The sequence below is a fragment of the Streptomyces sp. NPDC050988 genome (assembly GCF_044456225.1).
Taxonomy (GTDB): Bacteria; Actinomycetota; Actinomycetes; order Streptomycetales; family Streptomycetaceae; genus Streptomyces.
This window is the reverse complement of sequence record NZ_JBITFQ010000042.1, coordinates 1-21,139: the sequence shown is the minus strand read 5'-3', so window position 1 is coordinate 21,139 and position 21,139 is coordinate 1. Positions and strand designations below refer to the sequence as shown.

Sequence of the window (21,139 nt, the reverse complement as noted above, 5' to 3'; positions counted from 1 at the left end):
TGTAGGGTCCGCCCTCAGTTTGGTCCCATGCGCATCGGACTCATCGGGACGGGTCGAATTGGTACATTTCACGCGACCGCCCTCAGCCGGCACCGCGAGGTCGGCGGCTCTCTCATCGTCACGGACGCGGACACCGCACGCGCCCGTCGGCTCGCGGACCGCTTGGGCGCCACGGCGGCGCCCGGCGTGGACGAGATCTTCACCTGGGGCGTGGACGCCGTGGTGATCACGGCCGCCACCTCAGCACACGGCGAACTGATCGGTCGGGCAGCACGGGCCGGGCTTCCGGTGTTCTGCGAGAAGCCCATCGCCCTCGACCTGCAAGGCACATTAACGGCCATCGCGGAGGTCGAGACTGCGGGAACGATCCTGCAGATGGGGTTCCAGCGGCGTTTCGACACCGGGTACACGGCCGCGCGGGAAGCCGTTCGCTCCGGCTCGCTCGGGCGGCTGCACACCGTGCGCGCCATGACGTCCGACCAGTCGCCGCCGCCGGTCGCCTACCTGCCGCTGTCCGGCGGGCTGTACCGGGACACGCTCGTGCACGACTTCGACATGCTGCGCTGGGTGACGGGCCGCGAGGTCACCGAGGTGTGCGCGATGGGCTCGGACGCCGGGCCCGAGATGTTCCGCGACGCGGGCGACATCGACACGGCCGCGGCCGTCCTCACCCTGGACGACGGCACGCTCGCCTCCGCCACGGCGACCCGGCTCAACGGCGCCGGGTACGACGTGCGCATGGAGCTGGCCGGTGAGCTGGACCAGATCGGGGTCGGGCTTGACGACCGTACGCCGATCGCCTCCACCGAGCCGGCCGGGCCGCCTGCCGCGACGAAGCCGTGGACCGGGTTCCTTGAGCGGTTCGGGCCCGCGTACGAGGCGGAGCTGCACGCGTTCGTCGAGGTCGTGCGGGGGGAACGGGCCAACCCTTGTGACGGGCGGGAGGCGTTGCAGGCGCTGCGGATCGCCGAGGCGTGTGAGTTGTCTCGGCGCGAGCGCCGGGTCGTGCGTCTTGGGGAGATCGCGGGGGCGCGGGACTGAGGGGTTTTCTTCGCCCCCGCCGCCCCTACCCATTCCCGTCACTTACTCAGGGGCTTCGCCCCCGAACCCCCGCAAAAGATTGCGCAGTTCCCCGCGCCCCTGAAAAGGGGCGCGGGGAACTGCGCGATCAGCCACTGTCAGACCCGCACCCGACGACGCCCAGGAGATCCTCACCAGCGGAGCGGCAGGCTGCGTACTCCCCGCATCAGCATCCCCGGCAGCCAGCCACCCGTCGGCCCGTCGAGGGCCAGGTCGGGGCAGCGGTCCAACAAGGCGCGGAGCGCCACCCTCGCTTCCAGGCGGGCCAGCGGGGCGCCCAGGCAGTAGTGGATGCCGTGGCCGAAGGCGACATGGCCACGGGCGTCGCGCCGGATGTCGAAGCGGTCGGGGGCCGGATAGCGGACCCCGTCGCGATCGGCCGCCGTGAGCCCGACCATCACCGCCTCCCCCGCCCCGACGGCCGTACCGGCGATCTCCAACGCCTCCGCCGCGTACCGGAACGTCGCGTTCTCCACCGGCCCCTCGTATCGCAGCATCTCCTCCACGGCCCCGTCGAGCAGCGTCATGTCGGCGCGCAGCGCGGCGAGTTGGTCGGGATGGGTGAGCAGCGCGTGGACGCCCCCGGCGAGAAGGTTGACCGTCGTCTCGTGACCGGCGATGAGCAGCACGAACGCCATGCCGCGCAGCTCCTGCGGCGAGAGCCGGTCGCCGTCCTCGGCGGTTGTCCGGATGAGGCTGCTGAGCAGGTCGTCAGCGGGCCCGGCGCTCTGCTTGTACTCGATCAAGTCGTTCAGATACGCGGCGAGTTGGACGAACGCCTCGTACTCGCTCTCCCCGCTGGTCGGCGCGACGGCCTCCGTCGAGAGCGCGCGGAACGCCGCCCGGTCGACCTCCGGCACCCCGAGCAGCTCGCAGATGACGGTGAGGGGCAGCGGATAGGCGAAGGACTCCACGAAGTCGGCGCGGCCGCGCGGCAGCATCTCGTCGAGCAGGGTGTCCGTGATCTCCTGGACGCGCGGCCTGAGCTTCTCCACCCGGCGCCCGGTGAACTCACGGGCGATGAGGGACCGCAGCTGTGTGTGCTGCGGCGGGTCTGCCACCAGCAGGTACTTCCCGATCAGCTGCTCGTCGAGGAACGTCACGCCGATCTTCTGGCCGTCCTTGGCGAGGCGGGGGTCGGCGAGCGCGGCCCGCGCCTCCTCGTACCCGACGATCAGCCAGGTCTCGTGGTGTGCGTCGGGTGCCGGCAGCCGCACCCGGTGGACCGGTCCGAGCGCGCGCAGTTCCGCGTACACCGGATGCGGGTCCTCCGTGAAAGCCGGTCCGTACTTCCCGAGATCGATCACGTCCGCCATGTGCTTCCCCCCTCCGTCCACTCCAACGGCCATGGCCATCGGCTAGTGCCCGTCCTCCTCCAGGAGTCCGGCGTCGTACGTCAACAGGGCGATCTGCACACGGTTGTTGAGGTCGAGCTTGGCGAGGATGCGGGAGACGTGCGTCTTGACGGTGGCGATGCTCATGAACAGTTCGGTCGCGATCTCGGCGTTCGAACGGCCCTGGCCGACGGCGACGGCGACCTCGCGCTCACGGTCGTTGAGCGTGGCGACGCGTGTACGGGCGCTCGTGTGCCGGGTGTCGGCGGAGGTGCCCGCGGCGTGGGCCATCAACTGCCTTGTCACGGTGGGCGAGAGCACGGGATCGCCGGCCGCGACCCGGCGGACCGCGTCGAGGATCTCCGCGGGCGGGGTGTCCTTCAGGACGAAGCCGGCCGCGCCCGCGCGCAGTGCCCGCAGTACCTGTTCGTCGGCGTGAAAGGTGGTCAGAACGATGACCTGCGGGGCGTCCTTGCGGATCCGGAGGCGTTCGGTGGCCGTGAGGCCGTCCACCGTGGGCATGCGGATGTCCATGAGGACGACGTCCGGGCGTGTGCGGTCGACCAGTGCCTCGACCTCGCTGCCGTCGGCGGCCTCGCCCACGATCTCGAGGTCGTCGGCGCCGCCCATCATGAAGGAGAGGCCGGCCCTGACCAGTGGGTCGTCGTCGACGAGGAGCAGACGGATCGGAGTCATGGGCTTACCGTAGTGACCCTTCTCCGTCTGACCTTGTGCTTTTCCCCGGCTCATCAGCGGAAGTGCCCCCTCACTCGGTCGTCGTGGCCGCGCGCCCTGCTCACGCTCCGGCGCGGACCTCAGGGCGCGCTCACCCCCAGGGCAGCCACGCGCTCACCTGGAAGCCGCCGTCCTCCCCGGGCCCGTGCTCGAAGCGCCCGCCCGCGAGCGTGGCCCGCTCGGTGAGGCCGATGAGCCCCTGGCCGGAACCGGGGACATGGGGCACATCGCCGGGCGGCGCCGGATTGCGTACGGAGATGGTGAGACCGTCGCCCGGAACCCCGGCCACCGTGACCGTGACCTCCGCGCCCGGGGCGTGCTTGCGGGCGTTGGTCAGACCCTCCTGGGCGATGCGGTAGGCGGTGCGGCCGACGGAGGCGGGGACCGTGCCGGCGTCCGTGACGCGGTTGTCCAGCGTGACCTTCATGCCGGCCTCACGGCTCTCGGAGACCAGCCCCTCCAGGGCATCGAGGGTCGGCTGAGGCCGCCCGGACTCCTCGGCGCCGTCACCGGAGGCCCGTAGTACGCCGATGATCTCCCGCAGATCCTGCAGCGCCTCGTGCGCGCTCTCCCGGATGACCCCCGCGGCCCGCTCCACCTCGACCCGGGGCGCGTCCGGGCGGAACTCCAGCGCCCCGGCGTGCACGCTGAGCAGGGTCAGCCGGTGGGCCAGGACGTCGTGCATCTCGCGTGCGATCGCCTCCCGGGCCAGCCGCTGGGCCTGCTCGGCCCGCAGCGCCGACTCGGTCTCGGCCCGCCGCGCCCGGTCCCGCAGGCTCAGCATGAGCTGGCGCTTGGAGCGCGCGAGTGTGCCCCAGCCGACCACCGTCGCGGTCAGCAGCCAGCCCAGGGCGACGATCAGGATGTACGGGACCTCGGGATCGGGGCGCAGCCAGTAGAAGAGGGGAAGGAGGGCCGCGGAGGCACCGCCGGTCCAGGCGGCGTACTTGAAGGGCCGGTGCACGGCGACCGTGAACAGGGCGACCAGGCCCGCTCCGCCCGCCGTGTTCGAGATGAAGCAGACCGGGACCATCGCCACGGCCAGGCCGACCGGCCAGCGCCGCCGGAGCCAGACCGCCGCGCAGGCGAGCGCGCCGAGCCACTGGTCCACGGCTTGCAGGGCGTACGGGATGTCGGTGTTCCCGGACATCTCGTCCGCGCCGATCAGCCCCACCGTGACGGCGATCAGGAAACAGGCGAAGTCGACGAGCCAGTCGCGCGCGGTGCGCTTGGGGCGCCTCTTCCGGCCGGACTGGTCGGGGTCGGGGTCGAGTTCGGCGGTGACGGCCGACGGCAGAAACCACCGGCGCCCTGGGACGGGCGGAGGCTTCGGCAGTGGCGCGGTATCACTCACAGTCGGCAAATCTACGCATCGTTGTCCGCTCGCACCGCCCCTGCCGCCCGATCACCGACCAAAGTCGTCGCGCGACAGACTTTGGACGCAGCCACGGTTAGCCGGTCGGGGACTTCCGTCGGGCGTACCTCGCCCCGCGGCCGATGAGAGTGGGGGGTCCGCGGGGCGAGGATCCTTGTATGAAGCAGGTGCTGGAGTTTCTCGGTGTGATCGCGCTCGTTCAGGGCGTGGCGGGCCTGGTGTACGAGTTCACCGGCCGGCTGCGCGGCTGGGGCCTCGTACAGCGGCTCGACTTCCTGGACGGCCGCGAGATCTACGGGAGCATCGCGCTGCTGGTGCTGGCGTTCGCGCTGTTCGCGGCGGCCGAGAGCCGGAAGCCCTGACGGGCGGGGACCACGCCCGGCCTCCCTCGATGTGTCGGGTTCCGCTTCGCGGAGGCGCAGATCACGAGGTTAACTTCCGGAAAACTCATCGGACTTGACGGGAAAATCTTCGAACTTGACATTGACATGCCACTGTCTACGCGCGTCATCATGAAGGCATGAGATTCCCCCCACGAATCACTCGCATCGGCGCCGCGGCCGCCGTTCTGTCCGCCCTTCTCGTCGGCGGCACCGTCACCGCCAACGCCGCGGGCACGTCCGCCGCGGCGGTCGGCAGCATCTGCTACGGCAGCCTGCCGTCCCAGGCACACGACACGCTCGACCTCATCGAGCAGGGCGGCCCCTACCCCTTCTCGCAGGACGGCAGCGTCTTCCAGAACCGGGAAGGCATCCTGCCCAGTCAGTCCTCTGGCTACTATCACGAGTACACCGTGATCACCCCTGGTTCCTCCACGCGCGGTGCCCGTCGCATCGTCACCGGCAACAGGAGCCAGGAGGACTACTACACCTCCGATCACTACGCCTCGTTCAAGCTGGTCAACTACAGCTGCTGACCCGCGTGTAGGAGCGATCCCGCTCAACGCACGGTCGGCCGGAGGCCCGGTGTGTGCACCTCCGGTGCCTCCGGCCGACTCAGCAGCGACCGGGCTCGCGACTCCCTCAGCAGCGAACAGCGCGAACCGCGCGAACGACAGAGTTCGCGCACCAGGCCGACGGCACCCCGCGCTTCCCGAACCCGCCCCACGAGTTCCTCGCCCCGCGGACCCCCCACGCTCATCGGCCGCGGGGCCAGGTATGCCCGGCCTGGAGGGCGGCAGCCGCCGACCGGCCCGGCAGGCAGTGTGCTCCGGGGTCGTCGCCCTGGCCGGAGCGTCCCCTGTTGTGGAATCGCCGGGTGTCACGGCGTGCTCGCGGCGCGCGCCGCTGCCTCCGGGCCGCGTTCCCTCCTGCGCAGCAGCGGGGTGAGCGTCTTCTGGATGATGAAGTACTCCGCGTAGACCGCGCAGACGAGGATCGAGGCCGAGACACTGGCGGCGTAGACCTCGTCGAAGGTCAGCCATGGGAGTGGTCCCTCCCGAAGGAGCAGGCCGGTGCCCAGGAAGACTCGCAGCAAGACGGCGGCGAAGGTCAGCGCGTAGTTGCGGATCATCCAGATGCGGTGCAACTGGACCTGGCCCTGCCGGATGCTGCGGAATGCCATGACGAGGCTGTAGAGCCACGCGGCGGTGAGCAGGTAGAAGCCGACCTGGACGGAGAAGCCGGAGGTGGTGAAGGTGGCCGCCGCGATCGAGGCGATCGAGGCGATGACCATGCTGATCATGTAGACGCGGCCGAGTATGCGGTGCAGTGCCGGACGGCGGGCCCGCAGGGTGGCCGCGAACTGGAACGGTCGGATGAACAGCACCAGGCATGTGGGCAGAGCGTGCACCACGATGGAGAGGTAGTGCACCGCGACGTCCGGGTTGATGGGAATCCGGCTCACCGACGTGTCGCCGGTGAGGTAGGCGGGTGCCGAGAAGACGGCGATCCCGATGGCGGACACCGCGACCAATGCCCAACTGATCTGTTTCCTGCGGCGGCGGGCGACGGCGAGGGTCATCACAAGCTCCTGCTGCGTGCGGTCGACGAACCGGTACTGCGTCGACCCTCCCGCGCAGGCGGGGGCGGCTGCGTCCGTGAGAACTACGTAGATGTCAGAGCGACAGGTCGCGGAGCTGGCGGCGGGAGGAGATGCCCAGCTTCCGGTAGACGTTGCGCAGGTGGGTGTCGATCGTGCGGGGGCTGAGGAACAACGTCGCGGCCACCTCCCTGGACGTGGCGCCGGCGGCGACCTTCCCGGCGATGAGACGTTCCTGCGCGGTGAGCAGCCCGAGCGGGCTCGTCCCGTCGCGACGCGGACGTTCCCCGGTGGCGACCAGTTCGCGAGCCGCCCGGCCGGCGAACGCGTCCGCGCCGATCGCGCTGAGCGCCTCGTGCGCGGCCCGTAGCTCGACCCGTGCCTCGGCGCGGCGGCCTTCGCGGCGCAGCCATTCCCCGTACGTCAGACGTGCGCGGGCGTGGTGGACGCGCACCTCGGTCCGGGCGAACAGGTCGATGGCCTCCCGATAGCGGCTGTCCGTGCTCGCCGACCCGGGCTCCAGGAGTGCCTGGGCGAGGAGGTGGGTGGCGACGGCCCACTCCGTGCCGCTGGTGCGTGCCACCGCCTCGATGCGGTTCAACGCCGTGGCGGCGGCTTCGGGACGCCCGGTCCGCGCGGCCGCCTCCACGAGTTCCTGGTTGAGGCTCCAGATGACGTAGGAGCCGCGTCGTTGCTGTTCCTGGGCGTCGAGCGCGGCATCGAGCGCGGTGGCGCAGTCGCCGAGCCCGTTGCTCAGCACCGCGATGGCGTAGAGCTCGGCCACCACGTCCTCGCGGCCGAGGCGGGGGTGCAGGGCCGCCCGCAGATCTCCGACGCGGTCGACGTCACCACGCCAGGCGGCGAGGATGAGTTCACCGAAGGCGAGTTTGACGGTGCCTGCCGCCTCGTCGACCGCGCGGGCCTCCGCCAGGCTCGCGGACGCCTCGCCGTGCCGGCCGAGGGCCGTCCTGGCGATGGCGTGGCAGCGCAGGGCCTGCGGCAGTACGGCGTAGGCGCCCTGTCCGCGGGCCAGTTCCACCTGGCGGGCGGAGATCGCCTCCATCGCCTCGTCGTCGCGCAGGTCGATGGCCATCAGACAGGCGAGTTCCATCCACCACGGGCTCGCGGACGCGCGGTCGGCGGCCGTACGGAACGCGTCGACCGCGCGTCTCATCGCGGGTACCGCCTCCTCGACGGGCAGCAGCACCTGGTCGAGCAGCGCGTCCAGCAGCAGGTCGACCGGTCGCGCCGACCGCCGCCGCGGCGGTGCCTGTGCGCGGATGCGGGCGCCGAGCTGCCGCAGGCGACCCGGCAGGCGGTCGACGAACATCGCGGACGCGAAGGCCTCGAGGTAGGTCTCCCTGGCCCGGTCGGGGTCGAGGCCGACGGCGGCGTCCACGAGCGCGGCGGTGGCGGCCGCGCTGCGCTCGACGTGGAAGTCGATCAGGGCGTGCTGCAGACGGGCTTCGGCGCGGTCACCCGGTGCCGGCGGGCACCGCTCGGCCTGTGCGACCAGCCTCCGCGCCTCGGCCGGTGCGCCGGCCCGCAGTCGCGACCGTGCCGCGGCGAGCAGCCGCTCGGCCCGCCGCCCCGGATCGGGTGTCAGGTGCGCCGCGCGTTCGAGGAACGCGGAGTCCGCGGCGAAGCCGCCGCGCAGTTGTGCCCGGCCGGCCGCCCGGACCAGCTCCGTCGCGGCGTCCTCGTCGGTGTCGACAACCGCGTGGGCCCGGTGCCAGGCGCGGCGGTCGGGATCGGTGTCCGGATCGGTCGCGTCGGCGAGCGCGGCGTGCACGCGTCGGCGGGTGGGCGGGGCGGCCTGCCGGTAGACGGCGGAACGCACGAGCGGATGCCGGAAGCGCAGCCGCGGCCCGAGGAACACCAGTCCGTCGTCCTCCGCGTCGGCCAGCCCGGCCGGATCCAGGTCCAGGCGCTTGGCCGCTCGGCGCAGCAGGGCCAGGTCGCCGACGGGTTCCGCGGCGGCGAGCACCACCAGCGTCCGTGTCGCGGCCGGCAACCGCCGCAAGCGGCGGGCGAACTCGTCCTCCAGTACGTCCACGACACCGTCCCGTGGTCCGTCACGGCCGCCCGGCAGGCCCAGCGGCCCGGCGGCCACACGCCCGAACTCCAGCAGGGCCAGCGGATTGCCGCCCGCCTCGGCCAGGATCCGGTCCATCACCTCGTCGTCCAGACCGGCCCGGGCCGTCGACTGGAGCAGTGCCCGTGCGTCCTCGTCTTCGAGACCGGGCAGCGACAGGTGCGGGAGATCGGGGACCCGGGTCCCGGGACCGCGGTCCCGTCCGGCGAACACCATCGCGATCCGCTCGGCGGCGACGCGCCGTGCGACGAAGGCCAGGACCTGCCGAGTGCCGGAATCGATCCAGTGGGTGTCGTCCACCACGCAGCACACCGGGCGGTGCCGGGCGAGTTCGTGCAGCAGACCGAGCACGGCGAGCCGGACCATCAGCGGGCTCGGTGCCGTCCCGCCGCCGAGCCCGAACACCGACTCGAGCGCCTGCCGTTGCACCTCGGGAAGTCCGACGCGGTGTTCGAGCACCGGGGCGCAGAGCTGGTGAAGGACGGCGTACGGGAGATCCCGCTCGAACTCGGTGCCGCCCGCGCGCAGGACCAGCCACCCGTCGAGCGCCCCCACCGCGGTGTCCAGGAGCGCCGACTTCCCGATGCCCGCCTCGCCGACCAGCGCGAGTGCACCACCGCGCCCGTCCGCCGCCGCCCGCGTCATCTGCTCGATCGCGCGAAGCTCCGCCTGCCGGGCCACGAACAGCATGCCGTCGGCTTCCTTCCCGCGCATTTAACAGCGATAGATTGTCTAACAACGTTAGACATGAGGTACGCCCATCCTCATGAGCGCCCGCCGCGGCTGTCAACTCCCTCCTCGCCGTCCCGCGGCTACGATCAAGCCCACACGACCTGAAGGAGGGCGATGTCGGCCGGCACACGACGTGAGCGGGAGCGGGCGAAGGTCCGCGACAGCCTCGTCCAGGTCGCGTTGACGGTGCTGGAGCGTGAGGGCACGGCAGCCGTGACCGTCCGCCGCGTCGCGGGCGAGGTCGAGTACACGGCGCCGGTCGTCTACCAGCACTTCGCCAACAAGGAAGCCCTGCTGCTGGCGCTGGTCGAGGTCGGCTACGCGCGACTGCACACGCGGATGGCCACGGCCGCCGGGAACGCCGTCACCGCCGACGACCGCGTTCTCGACACCGGACGGGCCTATGTGACGTTCGCGGCCGTCCACCCCCACCTGTACCGGCTGATGAACGGCGCCGATGTCGACGCGCACGACCGCTTCCGTGCCGCCGCCCCTGTCGTCCGGCTCGTCGAAGACCTGATGACGAACTGGGCCGGCGCACACGACATCGTCCTCGCCGACCCGACGGAGACCTGCGAGATCACCTGGGCGACCCTGTACGGCATCGCCGGCCTGGGAAACCTCGACACAGTGGGCCATGCACGGGCAGCCCACCTGGCCGACCGGGCGTTGCGCGCGCTGCTCCTGTCCTGGCGCACCCACCCCGACGGCGACTACCCCTGACGACCTCGCGCCCCGCCGCTACGCGCTCGCCTCCGGCAGTTCGTACGTGCCGTACTCCGGGCGTCCTGCCAGGTCGTACGTGTGGATGGCGACGCCCTTGCTCGTGAGCCGCGCGCCTGCGTGCCGGAACGCGGTCGGCACGGCGCCCTCGGCGAAGAGACGGCGGCCCGTGCCGAGTACGACCGGGTAGGACAGCAGGTGCATGGTGTCGACGAGGTCGAGCGCGAAGAGGGACTGGGCGAGGGCGGCGCTGCCGTGGACCTGGAGCTCCCCCTCGGTGTTCTCCTTGATCGCGGTGACCTCCTTGGCGAGATCGCCGCTGATCACCGTCGTGCCGTCCCATTCGGGCCGCGTGATGCTCGACGAGGCGACGTACTTCGGCAGGGAGTTGAGCTTCCCCGCGACCGGGTCGGCCGGGTCGGTCACCTTCGGCCAGAACCCGGCGAAGATCTCGTACGTGTGGCGCCCGAGCAGGAAGGCGCCCGCGCGGCCGAAGACCTCGGTGATGAACTCCCCGAAGTCCTCGTCGTCGTACGGGAAACTCCAGCCGCCGTGCTCGAACCCGTCACGGCGGTCCTCTTCCCGGCCGCCCGGGGCCTGGTGGACGCCGTCGAGAGTGACGAAAGCGGTGAGGGTCAGCTTGCCCATGACGTGCCTTCTTCCGAAGCGGGGTGTCCTGTCATCAGCTCAGACCCTCCGGGCACCCGCAACTCATCGGCCGCCCGCCGATGAATCCGACTCGCGCGTACGTGAGCGGATCCGACCCGCGCGCCTTCGGGGCTAGCCCGCGTTCGTCGAGAACAGGCCGCCCGTCGGGCCCTGCTTGTCGCCGCCCTGGGCCTTCCTGAGGGCGTTGGCCAGGCTCTCGATGGTCAGCGACTGGAGGATCACGCGGCCGTTGCCCTCCAGGGTGGCGAGGGAGAGGCCCTCGCCTCCGAAGACGGCGTTCATCACGCCCTGCCGGTTGAGTCCGCCGACGCGCTGCACGCCGTACTGGATGCCCTCCTCGAAGGCCACGACACAGCCCGTGTCGACGTCGACGCGGCCGCCGAAGTCGGCGGGGTTCAGGTCGATGAAGTTGCCCGCGCCCGCGATGATCACGGTGCCCCGGCCGGTGAACTTCTCCAGGACGAAGCCCTCACCACCGCTGCGGCCGGTCCTGCCGCCCTGGAAGGCGATGCCGAAGTCGACGGTGGACTCGGCCGCGACGAAGGCATCCTTCTCCGCGAACCACGCGCGCGTGCCGTCCAGCTCCAGGGCCCGCATCTCACCGGGCAGCACGCCCGCGAAGCCGACGGTGCCCTCGCCGCCGGTCGACGTGAAGTACTGGAACGCCAGCGACTCGCCCGCGAGCGCGCGCTGGCCGACCTGCATGGCCGTGCCCATGGCCTGCCGCAGCATTCCCCCCATGCCGCCGCCGGTGCCGCCTGCGCCTCCCGCGCCGGCCTGGGGCTGACCGCCGCCGCCCGAAGGCCCGGAGAGCCGTGTCTCCATGGTCACGTTCGCCGTCTTGAACAGGAACTTTCCCGCCTCGCAGTACACCGTCTGACCGGGCTGCAGGCTGACGACCGCCATCTGCATGGCGGTGCCGACGATTTCTTGCTGAAGGGCCACGACGGGAGAACGCTTGAAGCGGAGGGGAGAGTTCCGGGCACCCTCCGCATGGGTGACGTCGCGGCCGGGTGCGGGCCCGGGAGTGGGTCCGGGCGCGGGTCACGTCGAGCGCCGGAGCGGCGGTGACCTCGGTGTCCGTTCGCCGCCAGCACTTCGCCGGGCCGGCCGCTGGGATGGACCCATGACCTCACAAGCAACCATGAACGGAACAGTTGCCCTGGTGACCGGCGGCAGCCGCGGGATCGGCGCCGCGACCGCCCTACGGCTCGCCCGGGAGGGCGCGGACGTCGCCCTGACCTACGTACGCGACAAGGAGGCCGCCTGCGACGTCGTGGACCGGATCCGGTCGCTGGGGCGGCGGGCCCTCGCCCTCCGCGCGGATGCCGCCGACGCGGAGGAGGCCGCCGGTGCCGTGGCGCGTGCGGCGGAGGGGCTCGGGCGTCTCGACGTCCTCGTCAACAACGCGGGCATCGGGCTGCTCGGGCCCCTCGACACCCTCTCCCTCGCGGACGTCGACCGGGTCCTCGCCGTCAATGTGCGCGGTGTCTTCCTCGCCTCCCAGGCCGCGGCCGCGCGCATGGAGCGTGGCGGGCGGATCATCACCATCGGTACGTGTATGACGCAGCGGGTGCCCGGTCCCGGTGGCACGCTGTACGCCACCGGGAAGTCCGCCCTGGTCGGGCTGACCAAGGCGTTGGCTAGGGAGTTGGGTGAGCGGGGGATCACGGCGAACATCGTGCATCCTGGGCCGATCGATACGGATATGAATCCGGCGGGTGGGCCGTATGCGGGGGGTCAGGCCGCGATGACCGCGGTGGGGCGGTTCGGGACGGTCGAGGAGGTTGCCTCGGCGGTGGCTTATCTGGCGGGGGTGGAGGCGGGGTATGTCACCGGGGCGGAGTTCTCTGTCGACGGGGGTCACGCGGCCTGACGCCGTCGGGGAGGGCTTTTTTCGCCCCCGCCGCCCCTACCCATTCCCGTCACTAACTCAGGGGCTTCGCCCCCGAACCCCCAAAAGATTGCGCAGTTCCCCGCGCCCCTAAGGTCTTTAGGGGCGCGGGGAACTGCGCGATCAACCCCCACCGGCCCGCACCCGAAAACACACCCCACGGGGTCTGGGGCGGAGCCCCAGGGGACGGGAATGGGTAGGGGCGGCGGGGGCGAGGAACTCCCCAGGTCAGCCGCCGAGTTCCTGGTGGCGGGCTGCAAGCCGGGCCGCGCCATCCCCCGTCAGGGAACCGAACAACCGCAGCCGCGAGATACCTCCGTCAGGGAAGATGTCGACCCGCGCGTGCGTGCCGACGGCCGGGCCCGCGAGGACGAACCGGTGGTTCGTATCGGGCTGGAGGCGAGTGCGAGGCAGAACCTCGACCCACTCCCCGTCCCCACCGTCCCCACCGTCCCCACCGTCCCTCAGAGAAACCGACGCCCACCCCGCCGAGTTGCCCTTCAGATACGCCGTATCGATCTCGATCGCGCGGACTTCCGACCGAGCCACCAGCTGGTAGCGAATCCAGTCGTGCCCCTGGTCCCGCCGCCGCCGCGTCTCCCACCCGTCGTCCATCTTGCGGGACCGCCCCGGCTGGATGGTGTTGGTGGCGGGCGAGTAGAAGAGGTTGGACGCGTCCTCGACCTGCCCGCCGTTCTCCAGGGCGACGACATCGAAGGTGCCGAGGACCGACAGCCATCGCGGGTCGGGTACGACCTCGCCGTACACCCGGAGGCGCGCGATCCCGCCGTCCGGGTGCTGGTTGACGCGGAGGTGGGTGATGCGCTGCTCCACGTCGATGGCGAAGCCGTTGGCCGCGTGGCCGCCGACCGCCGTACGGGGTACGAGAGTTGTCCACTTGACGTCGTCCGCGAGGAGCTCCTCGGGGGACGGGGAGCCGGTGACCGAGGCGCCCTCGACGGACACCGCCTGCGGATAGTTGCCGCGGAAGTGGGCGGTGTCGATGACGATGCCCCGTACGACACCGGGCGCGCCGAGGCGTACGAGCGCCCAGTCGTGGTCGTCGGCCGTGGGCCACGGGTGCTCGGCGGAGGCACCACGCCGGCGCCGGGTCTCCCAGCCGTCCATGATCTTGCCCTTGTGCCCGAAGTGCTCGGGGTCGAACTCGGCCCGCCCGGGCAGGAGCAGGTTCTCACGCTGGGCGAAGAACTCGTCGTTGGCGGCGATGACCCCGGCGCCGAGCTGCCGGTCGGCGAGGTTGGCGTACTGGGTGAAGGGGAAGTCGGCGCTGCGGTGGTCCGCGTACGGGTCGCCGCCTCCGTAGGGGTTCGCGTCGCCGGTGAAACGGGCCAGGGGGGACTGGTGCTGCGCCGTCACAGTGATCAGGTCTGCCTTTCTGGAGTCGGCCGCTGCGGGTGCGGGTCGTGCGCGAATCGCTGGTACGGGTACCGGCTCTTCTTCCTCTTTCAGTGGGCTCTGAGTAGATCCATGAGCAGATCCATTTTTTGGGGAGGGCGGGGGCTAACTACGGTCGCTTGGACAGGAGTTGGCCCCTCGGTTCAGCGAACTCCCCGTCCGCCACGATGCGTTCGCCGCGCAGCCAGGTGGATCTCACTACTCCGTGCAGCGTTCGGCCCGCGTACGCGGTGACCCGGTTGCGGTGTTGGAGCGCGGCGGGGTCGACGGTGAAGGTCTCGTCGGGTGCGAGGACCGCGAAGTCGGCGTCACGGCCGACCGCTATGGCGCCCTTGCGGTCGTCGAGGCCGACCAGTTGGGCCGTGCGCGAGGACATCCAGCGGACCACGTCCTCCAGGCCGTACCCGCGCCCCCGGGCGGCCGTCCAAACAGCAGACAGGCTGAGCTGGAGGCCGGAGATGCCGCCCCACGCGGTCGCGAAGTCGTCGGTCTTCAGGTCGGCCGTCGACGGGGAGTGGTCGGTGACCACGCAGTCGATCGTGCCGTCGGCCAGCGCCTGCCAGAGCAGGTCCTGGTTGGCGGCCTCGCGGATCGGCGGGCAGCACTTGAACTCGCTTGCGCCGTCCGGGACTTCCTCGGCCGTCAGGGTCAGGTAGTGGGGGCAGGTCTCGACCGTGATGCGTACGCCCTCGGCCTTGGCGGCGGCGATCAGCGGCAGCGCGTCGCTGGACGACAGGTGCAGCACGTGGACGCGGGCGTTGAGCCGCTTGGCCTGGGCGATGAGGTTCGTGATGGCGGTGTTCTCGGCGTCGCGCGGCCGTGAGGCGAGGAAGTCGGCGTACTTCTGGCCGCTCTTCTGCGGGGCCGCCGCGAGGTGGTGCGGGTCCTCCGCGTGCACGATCAGCAGCCCGTCGAATCCGGCGATCTCCGCGAGGGACAGGGCGAGTTGCTCCTGGTCCAGCTCAGGGAACTCATCGACCCCGGAGGGCGACAGGAACGCCTTGAAACCGAAGGCGCCCGCGTCGTGCAGGGGCCGCAGGTCCTTGACGTTGTCAGGCAGGGCGCCGCCCCAGAAGCCGACGTCGATGTGCGCCTTGGAGCGGGCGACGTCCTTCTTCGTACGGAGGTGGTCGACCGTCGTGGTCGGCGGCAGGGAGTTGAGGGGCATGTCGACCAGGGTCGTGATGCCGCCGGCCGCCGCGGCGCGCGTGGCGGTCCAGAAGCCCTCCCACTCCGTGCGGCCCGGGTCGTTGACGTGCACGTGGGTGTCGACGAGGCCGGGCAGCAGGACGTCGTCACCGAAGTCCTCCAGCCGTGCTCCGGCCGGCACCTCGGCGTCGTGCGCGAGCACGCCCGTGATCTTGCCCCCGGAGACGGCGACCGAGGCGGCCCGCGTCCCTTCGGGGGTGATCACGCGCGTTGAGCGCAGGATCAATTCGCCCCATCCGTCGTCGGACACCCGGACCCCTCTCCATGCCGCACGTTTCTCCACGCCGCACATGTCTCTGTGCCGCCCGCTGCCTTCCGCCGTTTACTTCCACGTAACGGAATTCAACGTTCTGTTGAAGGAGTCTTCACTCCTCGCTCCACGCCGTCAAGAGTCGGCTTCTCGGCCGACCTCTGCAGGCGAATTCCCTGGACGTTTCCACAAAGCGGAATTACACTTCCACCACGCAGAACGTAACCACACCGAGCCGTGCAGTCAACCAACTGCCGGGTAGGCTGCCTCCCTGCCCGCCTGAAAGGACCGCGCCCGTGCCGACGTCCAGCGCCAGCACCACCGACGCCAAGCCAGCCGCCGCCTCCGGTGGCGTCCAGTCTCTTGAGCGCGCCTTCGATCTGCTGGAGCGGATGGCGGACGCGGGCGGCGAGGTCGGGCTGAGCGAGCTGTCCGTGAGCAGCGGGCTGCCGCTGCCCACCATCCACCGTCTCATGCGCACGCTCGTGGCCTGCGGATATGTACGCCAGCAGGCCAACCGGCGCTATGCGCTCGGCCCGCGTCTGATCCGGCTCGGCGAGTCCGCGTCCCGGCTGCTCGGCACCTGGGCCCGCCCCTATCTGGCGCGCCTGGTCGAGGAGACCGGCGAGACGGCGAACATGGCACTGCTCGACGGCGACGAGATCGTGTACGTGGCTCAGGTCCCGTCCAAGCACTCGATGCGGATGTTCACCGAGGTGGGCCGCCGGGTGCTGCCGCACTCCACGGGCGTCGGCAAGGCCCTGCTGGCGCACGTCCCGGCGGACGAGGTGCGCGCCCTCCTGTCCCGTACGGGCATGCCCGCGGCGACGGAGAAGACGATCACGACCCCGGACGAGTTCCTCAGCGCGCTCGAAGAGGTACGGAGCGCCGGGTACGCGGTGGACGACAACGAGCAGGAGATCGGGGTCCGCTGCCTCGCCGTCTCCGTGCCCAACTCCCCCACCGCGGCGGCGATTTCGATCTCCGGTCCGGCCGGCCGCGTCACCGAGACGGCGACGGAGCGGATCGTGCCGGTGCTCCAGCAGGTGGCGGTGGAGCTGTCGGAGGCCCTGGCCAGTTCGGGATCGGCCACCTGAGCGCCGGCTCGGGATCGGCGACCTGAGCGCCGGTGGGGCTCGGCGACCTGAACTCCCGTCCGGGATCGGCCACTTGGCCCGTCTCAGCGTCGCGGTGGCTCCCCGAAGAGTTCCACCGCGCTGCGTACGCCCGCGAGTCCGGTGGCCAGTGCGCTGACCGAGCCGATGGAACCGGCGATCAGGAGCAGTGAGCGCCGCAGGCGGGGTACCTCCGGCATCCCGGTGACGGCCATCGCCGCGAGCGCCGCGAGTTCGTCCTCGGCGATGCCGCGGTCCGGGAACTCGGCCGGATGCGCGGCGAGTTCGCGGCGCAGCCTGGACACCGCGGTCCTCAACTCCGCCACTCTCGGGTCCTCGTCGCTGCCGGTCACTCGCCTCTGTCCCAAGCTCCGCAACACAGCTCTCCCCCCTCGCACGTCCTTGTGCGCGATACGTCGTGCCTGCTCCGCGCCGCCCGCCCAAAAACCGCCCCGTGGCGTTGGTCAGGCGCCCAGGGACGCGGGACAGTAAACGCCACCCGATGCGGTGGGCGCCACCACGAGGACCGAAATTCAGTCCCCGGACACCGCGAGGCCCGCGGGGGTTTCGGGGCGCACCCGCCCCCGGTCCGGTATGCAGGGGTAATGATGGAGAACAACGAGCAGGTCGCGGGGCTGCTGCTGGCCGCCGGCGGGGGCCGGCGTCTCGGCGGGCGCCCAAAGGCGCTGCTGACCCACCAAGGACACCCGCTCGTCGAACACGCGGCCGGAACACTGCGGGCGGGCGGCTGCACCAGGATCCATGTGGTGCTCGGCGCCGGGGCGGACGCCGTGCGCGAGCGGGCCGTACTGCCCGGCTGTGTGCTGGTGGACAACCCCGAATGGGCGCAGGGCATGGGCTCCTCACTGCGGGCCGGTCTGGACTCGCTGGCCGGTACGGGCGTCAAGGCCGTGCTGGTGTCACTGGTGGACCAGCCGGGGATCGGGCCGGAAGCCGTGGCCCGCGTACACGCCGCGTACGCGTCGGACGAGACGCTCGCGGCGGCCGCGTACGACGGGGAAAGAGGGCATCCGGTGCTGTTCGGCGCCCGGCACTGGGCGGGGATCGCCTCGGCCGCGACCGGGGACCGGGGGGCGCGCGCCTACCTCAAGGCCCACGAGGACGAGATCGTGCTCGTCGAGTGCGGGGACGTGGCACAGCCCTTTGACATCGACACGGAGAGCGACCTGGTCCACCTTGAGTGAACGGGGTGGCACCGAGCGCCACATTCCCTCGAAGCGGAGAATCTCGACGTCAACAAATTATTGAACTTCCACCATGAGGAAACTACTATCCACTGTTCAGAAGCGTCCGGCTCTCCTCCGGGTCCCGTCGGCCGCTTCAGGTTCCGTTGGCACCCGGTGCCGCGGCGTACTCACGTCAGCTCGCTGAAGGAAGTGACAGTTCATGTCCGCACCAGCGCCGTCCCCGCTGGCCATCGTCGACGCCGAGCCCCTGCCCCGGCAGGCAGAGGTCCTCACCGACGCGGCCCTCGCCTTCGTGGCCGAGCTGCACCGGCGGTTCACGCCCCGGCGTGACGAGCTCCTCGCCCGCCGTGCCGAGCGCCGCGCCGAGATCGCCCGCACCTCCAGCCTCGACTTCCTCCCGGAGACCGCCGCGATCCGCGCGGACGACTCCTGGCGGGTGGCCCCGTCACCGGAGGCCCTGAACGACCGCCGCGTCGAGATCACCGGCCCCACCGACCGCAAGATGACCATCAACGCCCTCAACTCGGGTGCGAAGGTGTGGCTCGCGGACTTCGAGGACGCCTCCGCGCCCACCTGGGAGAACGTGGTCACCGGCCAGGTGAACATGGCCGACGCGTACACCCGCAACATCGACTTCACCGACGAGCGCACCGGCAAGTCGTACGCCCTGAAGGCCCCCGAGGAGCTGGCGACCGTCGTCATGCGCCCGCGCGGCTGGCATCTGAACGAGCGTCACCTCGTGGACGCCGAGGGCACACCGGTCCCGGGCGCGCTCGTCGACTTCGGCCTGTACTTCTTCCACAACGCCCAGCGCCTTCTCGACCTCGGCAAGGGCCCGTACTTCTACCTCCCGAAGACGGAGTCGCACCTGGAGGCCCGCCTCTGGAACGAGGTTTTCGTCTTCGCGCAGGACTACGTGGGCATCCCGCAGGGCACCGTCCGCGCGACCGTCCTGATCGAGACGATCACGGCCGCGTACGAGATGGAGGAGATCCTCTACGAACTCCGCGACCACGCCTCGGGGTTGAACGCGGGCCGCTGGGACTACCTCTTCTCCATCGTCAAGAACTTCCGTGACGGCGGGCAGAAGTTCGTGCTGCCGGACCGCAACGCGGTGACGATGACGGCCCCGTTCATGCGGGCGTACACCGAACTCCTCGTCCGTACCTGCCACAAGCGCGGCGCGCACGCGATCGGCGGCATGGCGGCGTTCATCCCCTCGCGGCGGGACGAGGAGGTCAACAAGGTCGCGTTCGAGAAGGTCAAGGCCGACAAGGACCGGGAGGCGGGCGACGGTTTTGACGGGTCGTGGGTGGCCCACCCGGACCTCGTGCCGATCGCGATGGCGTCCTTCGACGCCGTGCTCGGCGACAGGCCGAACCAGAAGGACCGCCTGCGCGAGGACGTCGACGTGAAGGCCGCCGACCTCATCGCCGTCGACTCCCTCGACGCCAGGCCCACGTACGACGGACTGGTCAACGCCGTTCAGGTCGGCATCCGTTACATCGAGGCCTGGCTGCGCGGTCTCGGCGCCGTCGCGATCTTCAACCTGATGGAGGACGCGGCGACGGCCGAGATCTCCCGCTCGCAGATCTGGCAGTGGATCAACGCGGGCGTCGAGTTCGAGCACGACGGGAGCATGGTGAAGGCCACGCCCGAGCTGGCCCGCGAGATCGCGGACCAGGAACTGGCCGACATCCGCGCCGAGATCGGCGAGGAGGCCTTCACGGCCGGCCGCTGGCAGCAGGCCCACGACCTGCTGCTCACCGTCGCCCTCGACGAGGACTACGCGGACTTCCTGACCCTGCCGGCCTACGAACAGCTGGCCGGCTGAGCCGGAACAGCCGCGGACGTCTCACTTCTCCGAGTGGCCCAGGGACTTTTCCGGGGCCACTCGGTCGCGTACGAGGCGCTTGACGGCCGTCGGCTCCGGAAAGCCCTGCTCACGGCGGTCCCAGACCACCTCGTCGTCGACCCGTACGACGAAGACGCCGCCGGTACCGGGCTTCAGTGCCAGCTCCGTCAGCTCCTGCTCGAAGGTGGTGAGGAGTTCCTGGGCGAGCCAGGCGGCGCGGGGCAGCCAGCGGCACTGGGTGCAGTACTCGATCTGGACGCGGTGAGTGTTCTCAGTGGTCACGTTCTCGGTAGTCACGTTCTCGGTAGTCACGTGACCATTCTCGGCGGTCATCCGAGGTGTACCGACCCGTCGTGCTCCACCGCCGGCTTGCCGTGCAGGTCGGGGACCTGCTTGAGCCAGTCCGGCCGGCCCCGCCGAGTCTTCACCGCGCGGTCCGCGTCCTCGGCGGCGAGCTGTTCGCGGGTAGGGAAGTCCGTGGGAAGCCAGGCCTCGGAGGCTCTGGCACGGGCGAGGAGATAGCCGACGTACGCCTCACGGGCCTCGTCCGGGGTCGCGAAACCGGGCTCGTCGGCGAGCCAGGCGTCGGGCACCTCCGCCGCGATCGCGCGCAGCAGTTCCTCCGTCACCCTGGGCGCCAGCTCGGCGTCCGCCGCGCGGGTGTCAGGGGTGTGGCCGCCGAGCGCGTGGCGCCGGAAGTCGTACGCCTTCTGCGGTTCCGACGCGTCCCAGCGGTGGTGGAAGACCAGGGCGGCGCCGTGGTCGATCAGCCACAGCCGCGGGGGCGCGAAGCCGAGCGTGGGCCAGATCATCAGGTTCGAACTGTGCGTCGTACGGTCCACGTTGACCGTGAGGGCGTCCAGCCAGATGATCCGGCCCGCCTCCAGCGGGTCGACGGAGAACGTCTTCGCGACCTCCGGGGTGAAGTCCTTGGCGCCGGACAGGTAGTCCATGCCGAGGTTCAGGCCCGCGCTCGCCCGGAGCAGGTCCTGGACCTCCTGATGGGGCTCGTGCGCGCCGACCGCCGGGTCGAAGTCCACCAGCACCAGCTCGGGGAACCGCAGTCCGAGGGCGCGCGCCAGTTCGCCCACGATCACCTCGGCGACCAGCGCCTTGCGCCCCTGCGCCGAGCCCGTGAACTTCACGACGTAGGTGCCCAGGTCGTCCGCTTCGACGATCCCGGGGACGGAGCCGCCTGCCCGGAGGGGTTCGACGTAGCGGGTCGCGCCAACTTTCCTCAGCATTTTCTCGGGCCACCTGCTTCATTGACCTTGCAATCCATGGACGACCTTGGAGCTGTCAAACAGCGGAAACCGCCCGTCATGAAGTGAGCATATTAATCGAGGGTGATCGCTCCGCCCCCGCACGAGCCAGTAAGGGGTGCTTTCAGAAAGCCGGGTGTTTGCGGGCGAGGGTCATGCAGTGGGCGAGCTGGAGGAAGGCGTCGTGCATGTCGTCTCTGGTTTCCC

Annotated in this window: 20 protein-coding genes; 8 read left to right on the top strand and 12 right to left on the bottom strand. The window is 70.8% G+C overall.

Going from position 1 to position 21,139, the window contains the following annotated elements; translation table 11 throughout:
* The first annotated feature begins 27 nt into the window (after window positions 1-27).
* Window positions 28-1,041: a Gfo/Idh/MocA family oxidoreductase gene (locus tag ACIBEI_RS45455; protein ID WP_398897022.1), complete on the top strand. Its 1,014-nt coding sequence runs from the start codon at window positions 28-30 to the stop codon at window positions 1,039-1,041.
* Window positions 1,042-1,211: 170 nt separating this feature from the next.
* Here ACIBEI_RS45455 and ACIBEI_RS45450 read toward each other — a convergent pair whose 3' ends face one another.
* From ACIBEI_RS45450 to ACIBEI_RS45440, 3 genes are all read right to left on the bottom strand, one after another.
* Complete coding sequence (locus ACIBEI_RS45450) at window positions 1,212-2,396, bottom strand: cytochrome P450 (RefSeq protein WP_398897020.1); 1,185 nt, start codon at window positions 2,394-2,396, stop codon at window positions 1,212-1,214.
* A 42-nt stretch (window positions 2,397-2,438) separates the two neighbouring features.
* The gene (locus tag ACIBEI_RS45445; RefSeq protein ID WP_398897019.1) at window positions 2,439-3,110 is read right to left on the bottom strand and encodes a response regulator; all 672 of its coding nucleotides are present in this window, start codon (window positions 3,108-3,110) and stop codon (window positions 2,439-2,441) included.
* Window positions 3,111-3,240: 130 nt separating this feature from the next.
* Window positions 3,241-4,503 carry a sensor histidine kinase gene (locus ACIBEI_RS45440; RefSeq protein WP_398897018.1) on the bottom strand — a complete coding sequence of 421 codons (1,263 nt, stop codon included), beginning with the start codon at window positions 4,501-4,503 and terminating at the stop codon, window positions 3,241-3,243.
* A gap of 179 nt (window positions 4,504-4,682) precedes the next feature.
* Between ACIBEI_RS45440 and ACIBEI_RS45435 the strand changes: the two genes are divergently transcribed.
* Window positions 4,683-4,886: a hypothetical protein gene (locus ACIBEI_RS45435; RefSeq protein WP_398897017.1), complete on the top strand. Its 204-nt coding sequence runs from the start codon at window positions 4,683-4,685 to the stop codon at window positions 4,884-4,886.
* A gap of 158 nt (window positions 4,887-5,044) precedes the next feature.
* Window positions 5,045-5,440 (top strand): ribonuclease domain-containing protein, encoded by a 396-nt coding sequence (locus tag ACIBEI_RS45430; RefSeq protein ID WP_398897016.1) that lies wholly within the window; start codon window positions 5,045-5,047, stop codon window positions 5,438-5,440.
* Between the two features lie 344 nt (window positions 5,441-5,784).
* Here the strand turns inward: ACIBEI_RS45430 and ACIBEI_RS45425 are convergent, their stop codons facing one another.
* Window positions 5,785-6,486 (bottom strand): DUF2306 domain-containing protein, encoded by a 702-nt coding sequence (locus ACIBEI_RS45425; RefSeq protein ID WP_398897013.1) that lies wholly within the window; start codon window positions 6,484-6,486, stop codon window positions 5,785-5,787.
* A 94-nt stretch (window positions 6,487-6,580) separates the two neighbouring features.
* A complete protein-coding gene (locus ACIBEI_RS45420) occupies window positions 6,581-9,313 on the bottom strand; it encodes an ATP-binding protein (protein WP_398897011.1) in 2,733 nt (910 codons plus the stop codon).
* A 132-nt stretch (window positions 9,314-9,445) separates the two neighbouring features.
* On the opposite strand from ACIBEI_RS45420, the gene ACIBEI_RS45415 reads away from it, so the two are divergent.
* The gene (locus tag ACIBEI_RS45415; RefSeq protein WP_398897009.1) at window positions 9,446-10,054 is read left to right on the top strand and encodes a TetR/AcrR family transcriptional regulator; all 609 of its coding nucleotides are present in this window, start codon (window positions 9,446-9,448) and stop codon (window positions 10,052-10,054) included.
* Window positions 10,055-10,072: 18 nt separating this feature from the next.
* Here ACIBEI_RS45415 and ACIBEI_RS45410 read toward each other — a convergent pair whose 3' ends face one another.
* Together ACIBEI_RS45410 and ACIBEI_RS45405 are read right to left on the bottom strand one after the other, a co-directional pair.
* Window positions 10,073-10,702 (bottom strand): dihydrofolate reductase family protein, encoded by a 630-nt coding sequence (locus tag ACIBEI_RS45410; RefSeq protein ID WP_398897007.1) that lies wholly within the window; start codon window positions 10,700-10,702, stop codon window positions 10,073-10,075.
* 132 nt (window positions 10,703-10,834) lie between these two features.
* Window positions 10,835-11,668, bottom strand: coding sequence for an AIM24 family protein (locus ACIBEI_RS45405; RefSeq protein WP_398897006.1), 834 nt, complete (start codon window positions 11,666-11,668; stop codon window positions 10,835-10,837).
* 181 nt (window positions 11,669-11,849) lie between these two features.
* Here ACIBEI_RS45405 and ACIBEI_RS45400 point away from each other — a divergent pair, with 181 nt between their 5' ends.
* Window positions 11,850-12,599: an SDR family oxidoreductase gene (locus ACIBEI_RS45400; RefSeq protein ID WP_398897005.1), complete on the top strand. Its 750-nt coding sequence runs from the start codon at window positions 11,850-11,852 to the stop codon at window positions 12,597-12,599.
* 246 nt (window positions 12,600-12,845) lie between these two features.
* Here ACIBEI_RS45400 and alc read toward each other — a convergent pair whose 3' ends face one another.
* Together alc and allB are read right to left on the bottom strand one after the other, a co-directional pair.
* On the bottom strand, window positions 12,846-13,994 hold the full coding sequence (alc, locus tag ACIBEI_RS45395) for an allantoicase (RefSeq protein WP_398897004.1): 1,149 nt from the start codon (window positions 13,992-13,994) through the stop codon (window positions 12,846-12,848).
* A 148-nt stretch (window positions 13,995-14,142) separates the two neighbouring features.
* A complete protein-coding gene (gene allB, locus ACIBEI_RS45390) occupies window positions 14,143-15,492 on the bottom strand; it encodes an allantoinase AllB (RefSeq protein ID WP_398897002.1) in 1,350 nt (449 codons plus the stop codon).
* A gap of 296 nt (window positions 15,493-15,788) precedes the next feature.
* On the opposite strand from allB, the gene ACIBEI_RS45385 reads away from it, so the two are divergent.
* Window positions 15,789-16,589: an IclR family transcriptional regulator gene (locus ACIBEI_RS45385; RefSeq protein ID WP_384094847.1), complete on the top strand. Its 801-nt coding sequence runs from the start codon at window positions 15,789-15,791 to the stop codon at window positions 16,587-16,589.
* Window positions 16,590-16,672: 83 nt separating this feature from the next.
* Here the strand turns inward: ACIBEI_RS45385 and ACIBEI_RS45380 are convergent, their stop codons facing one another.
* Window positions 16,673-16,987: a DUF5955 family protein gene (locus ACIBEI_RS45380; RefSeq protein WP_398897000.1), complete on the bottom strand. Its 315-nt coding sequence runs from the start codon at window positions 16,985-16,987 to the stop codon at window positions 16,673-16,675.
* A 225-nt stretch (window positions 16,988-17,212) separates the two neighbouring features.
* Between ACIBEI_RS45380 and ACIBEI_RS45375 the strand changes: the two genes are divergently transcribed.
* Window positions 17,213-17,812 carry an NTP transferase domain-containing protein gene (locus ACIBEI_RS45375; protein ID WP_398896998.1) on the top strand — a complete coding sequence of 200 codons (600 nt, stop codon included), beginning with the start codon at window positions 17,213-17,215 and terminating at the stop codon, window positions 17,810-17,812.
* Between the two features lie 202 nt (window positions 17,813-18,014).
* Entirely contained in the window at window positions 18,015-19,649 is a 1,635-nt protein-coding gene (aceB, locus tag ACIBEI_RS45370; protein ID WP_398896995.1) for a malate synthase A, read from the top strand.
* 21 nt (window positions 19,650-19,670) lie between these two features.
* Here the strand turns inward: aceB and ACIBEI_RS45365 are convergent, their stop codons facing one another.
* Both ACIBEI_RS45365 and ACIBEI_RS45360 read right to left on the bottom strand, forming a co-directional pair.
* Window positions 19,671-19,982, bottom strand: coding sequence for a SelT/SelW/SelH family protein (locus tag ACIBEI_RS45365; RefSeq protein WP_398896993.1), 312 nt, complete (start codon window positions 19,980-19,982; stop codon window positions 19,671-19,673).
* A 17-nt stretch (window positions 19,983-19,999) separates the two neighbouring features.
* Window positions 20,000-20,914, bottom strand: coding sequence for a HipA family kinase (locus ACIBEI_RS45360; protein ID WP_398896992.1), 915 nt, complete (start codon window positions 20,912-20,914; stop codon window positions 20,000-20,002).
* Window positions 20,915-21,139: the final 225 nt, after the last annotated feature.

Coding starts and splice junctions, on each gene's coding strand:
- aceB (WP_398896995.1), top strand. CDS start 18,015: ATGTCCGCACCAGCGCCGTCCCCGCTGGCCATCGTCGACGCCGAGCCC.
- ACIBEI_RS45420 (WP_398897011.1), bottom strand. CDS start 9,313: ATGCGCGGGAAGGAAGCCGACGGCATGCTGTTCGTGGCCCGGCAGGCG.
- ACIBEI_RS45450 (WP_398897020.1), bottom strand. CDS start 2,396: ATGGCGGACGTGATCGATCTCGGGAAGTACGGACCGGCTTTCACGGAG.
- ACIBEI_RS45400 (WP_398897005.1), top strand. CDS start 11,850: ATGACCTCACAAGCAACCATGAACGGAACAGTTGCCCTGGTGACCGGC.
- ACIBEI_RS45415 (WP_398897009.1), top strand. CDS start 9,446: ATGTCGGCCGGCACACGACGTGAGCGGGAGCGGGCGAAGGTCCGCGAC.
- ACIBEI_RS45425 (WP_398897013.1), bottom strand. CDS start 6,486: ATGACCCTCGCCGTCGCCCGCCGCCGCAGGAAACAGATCAGTTGGGCA.
- ACIBEI_RS45360 (WP_398896992.1), bottom strand. CDS start 20,914: ATGCTGAGGAAAGTTGGCGCGACCCGCTACGTCGAACCCCTCCGGGCA.
- ACIBEI_RS45455 (WP_398897022.1), top strand. CDS start 28: ATGCGCATCGGACTCATCGGGACGGGTCGAATTGGTACATTTCACGCG.
- ACIBEI_RS45445 (WP_398897019.1), bottom strand. CDS start 3,110: ATGACTCCGATCCGTCTGCTCCTCGTCGACGACGACCCACTGGTCAGG.
- ACIBEI_RS45430 (WP_398897016.1), top strand. CDS start 5,045: ATGAGATTCCCCCCACGAATCACTCGCATCGGCGCCGCGGCCGCCGTT.
- ACIBEI_RS45435 (WP_398897017.1), top strand. CDS start 4,683: ATGAAGCAGGTGCTGGAGTTTCTCGGTGTGATCGCGCTCGTTCAGGGC.
- ACIBEI_RS45375 (WP_398896998.1), top strand. CDS start 17,213: ATGATGGAGAACAACGAGCAGGTCGCGGGGCTGCTGCTGGCCGCCGGC.
- ACIBEI_RS45410 (WP_398897007.1), bottom strand. CDS start 10,702: ATGGGCAAGCTGACCCTCACCGCTTTCGTCACTCTCGACGGCGTCCAC.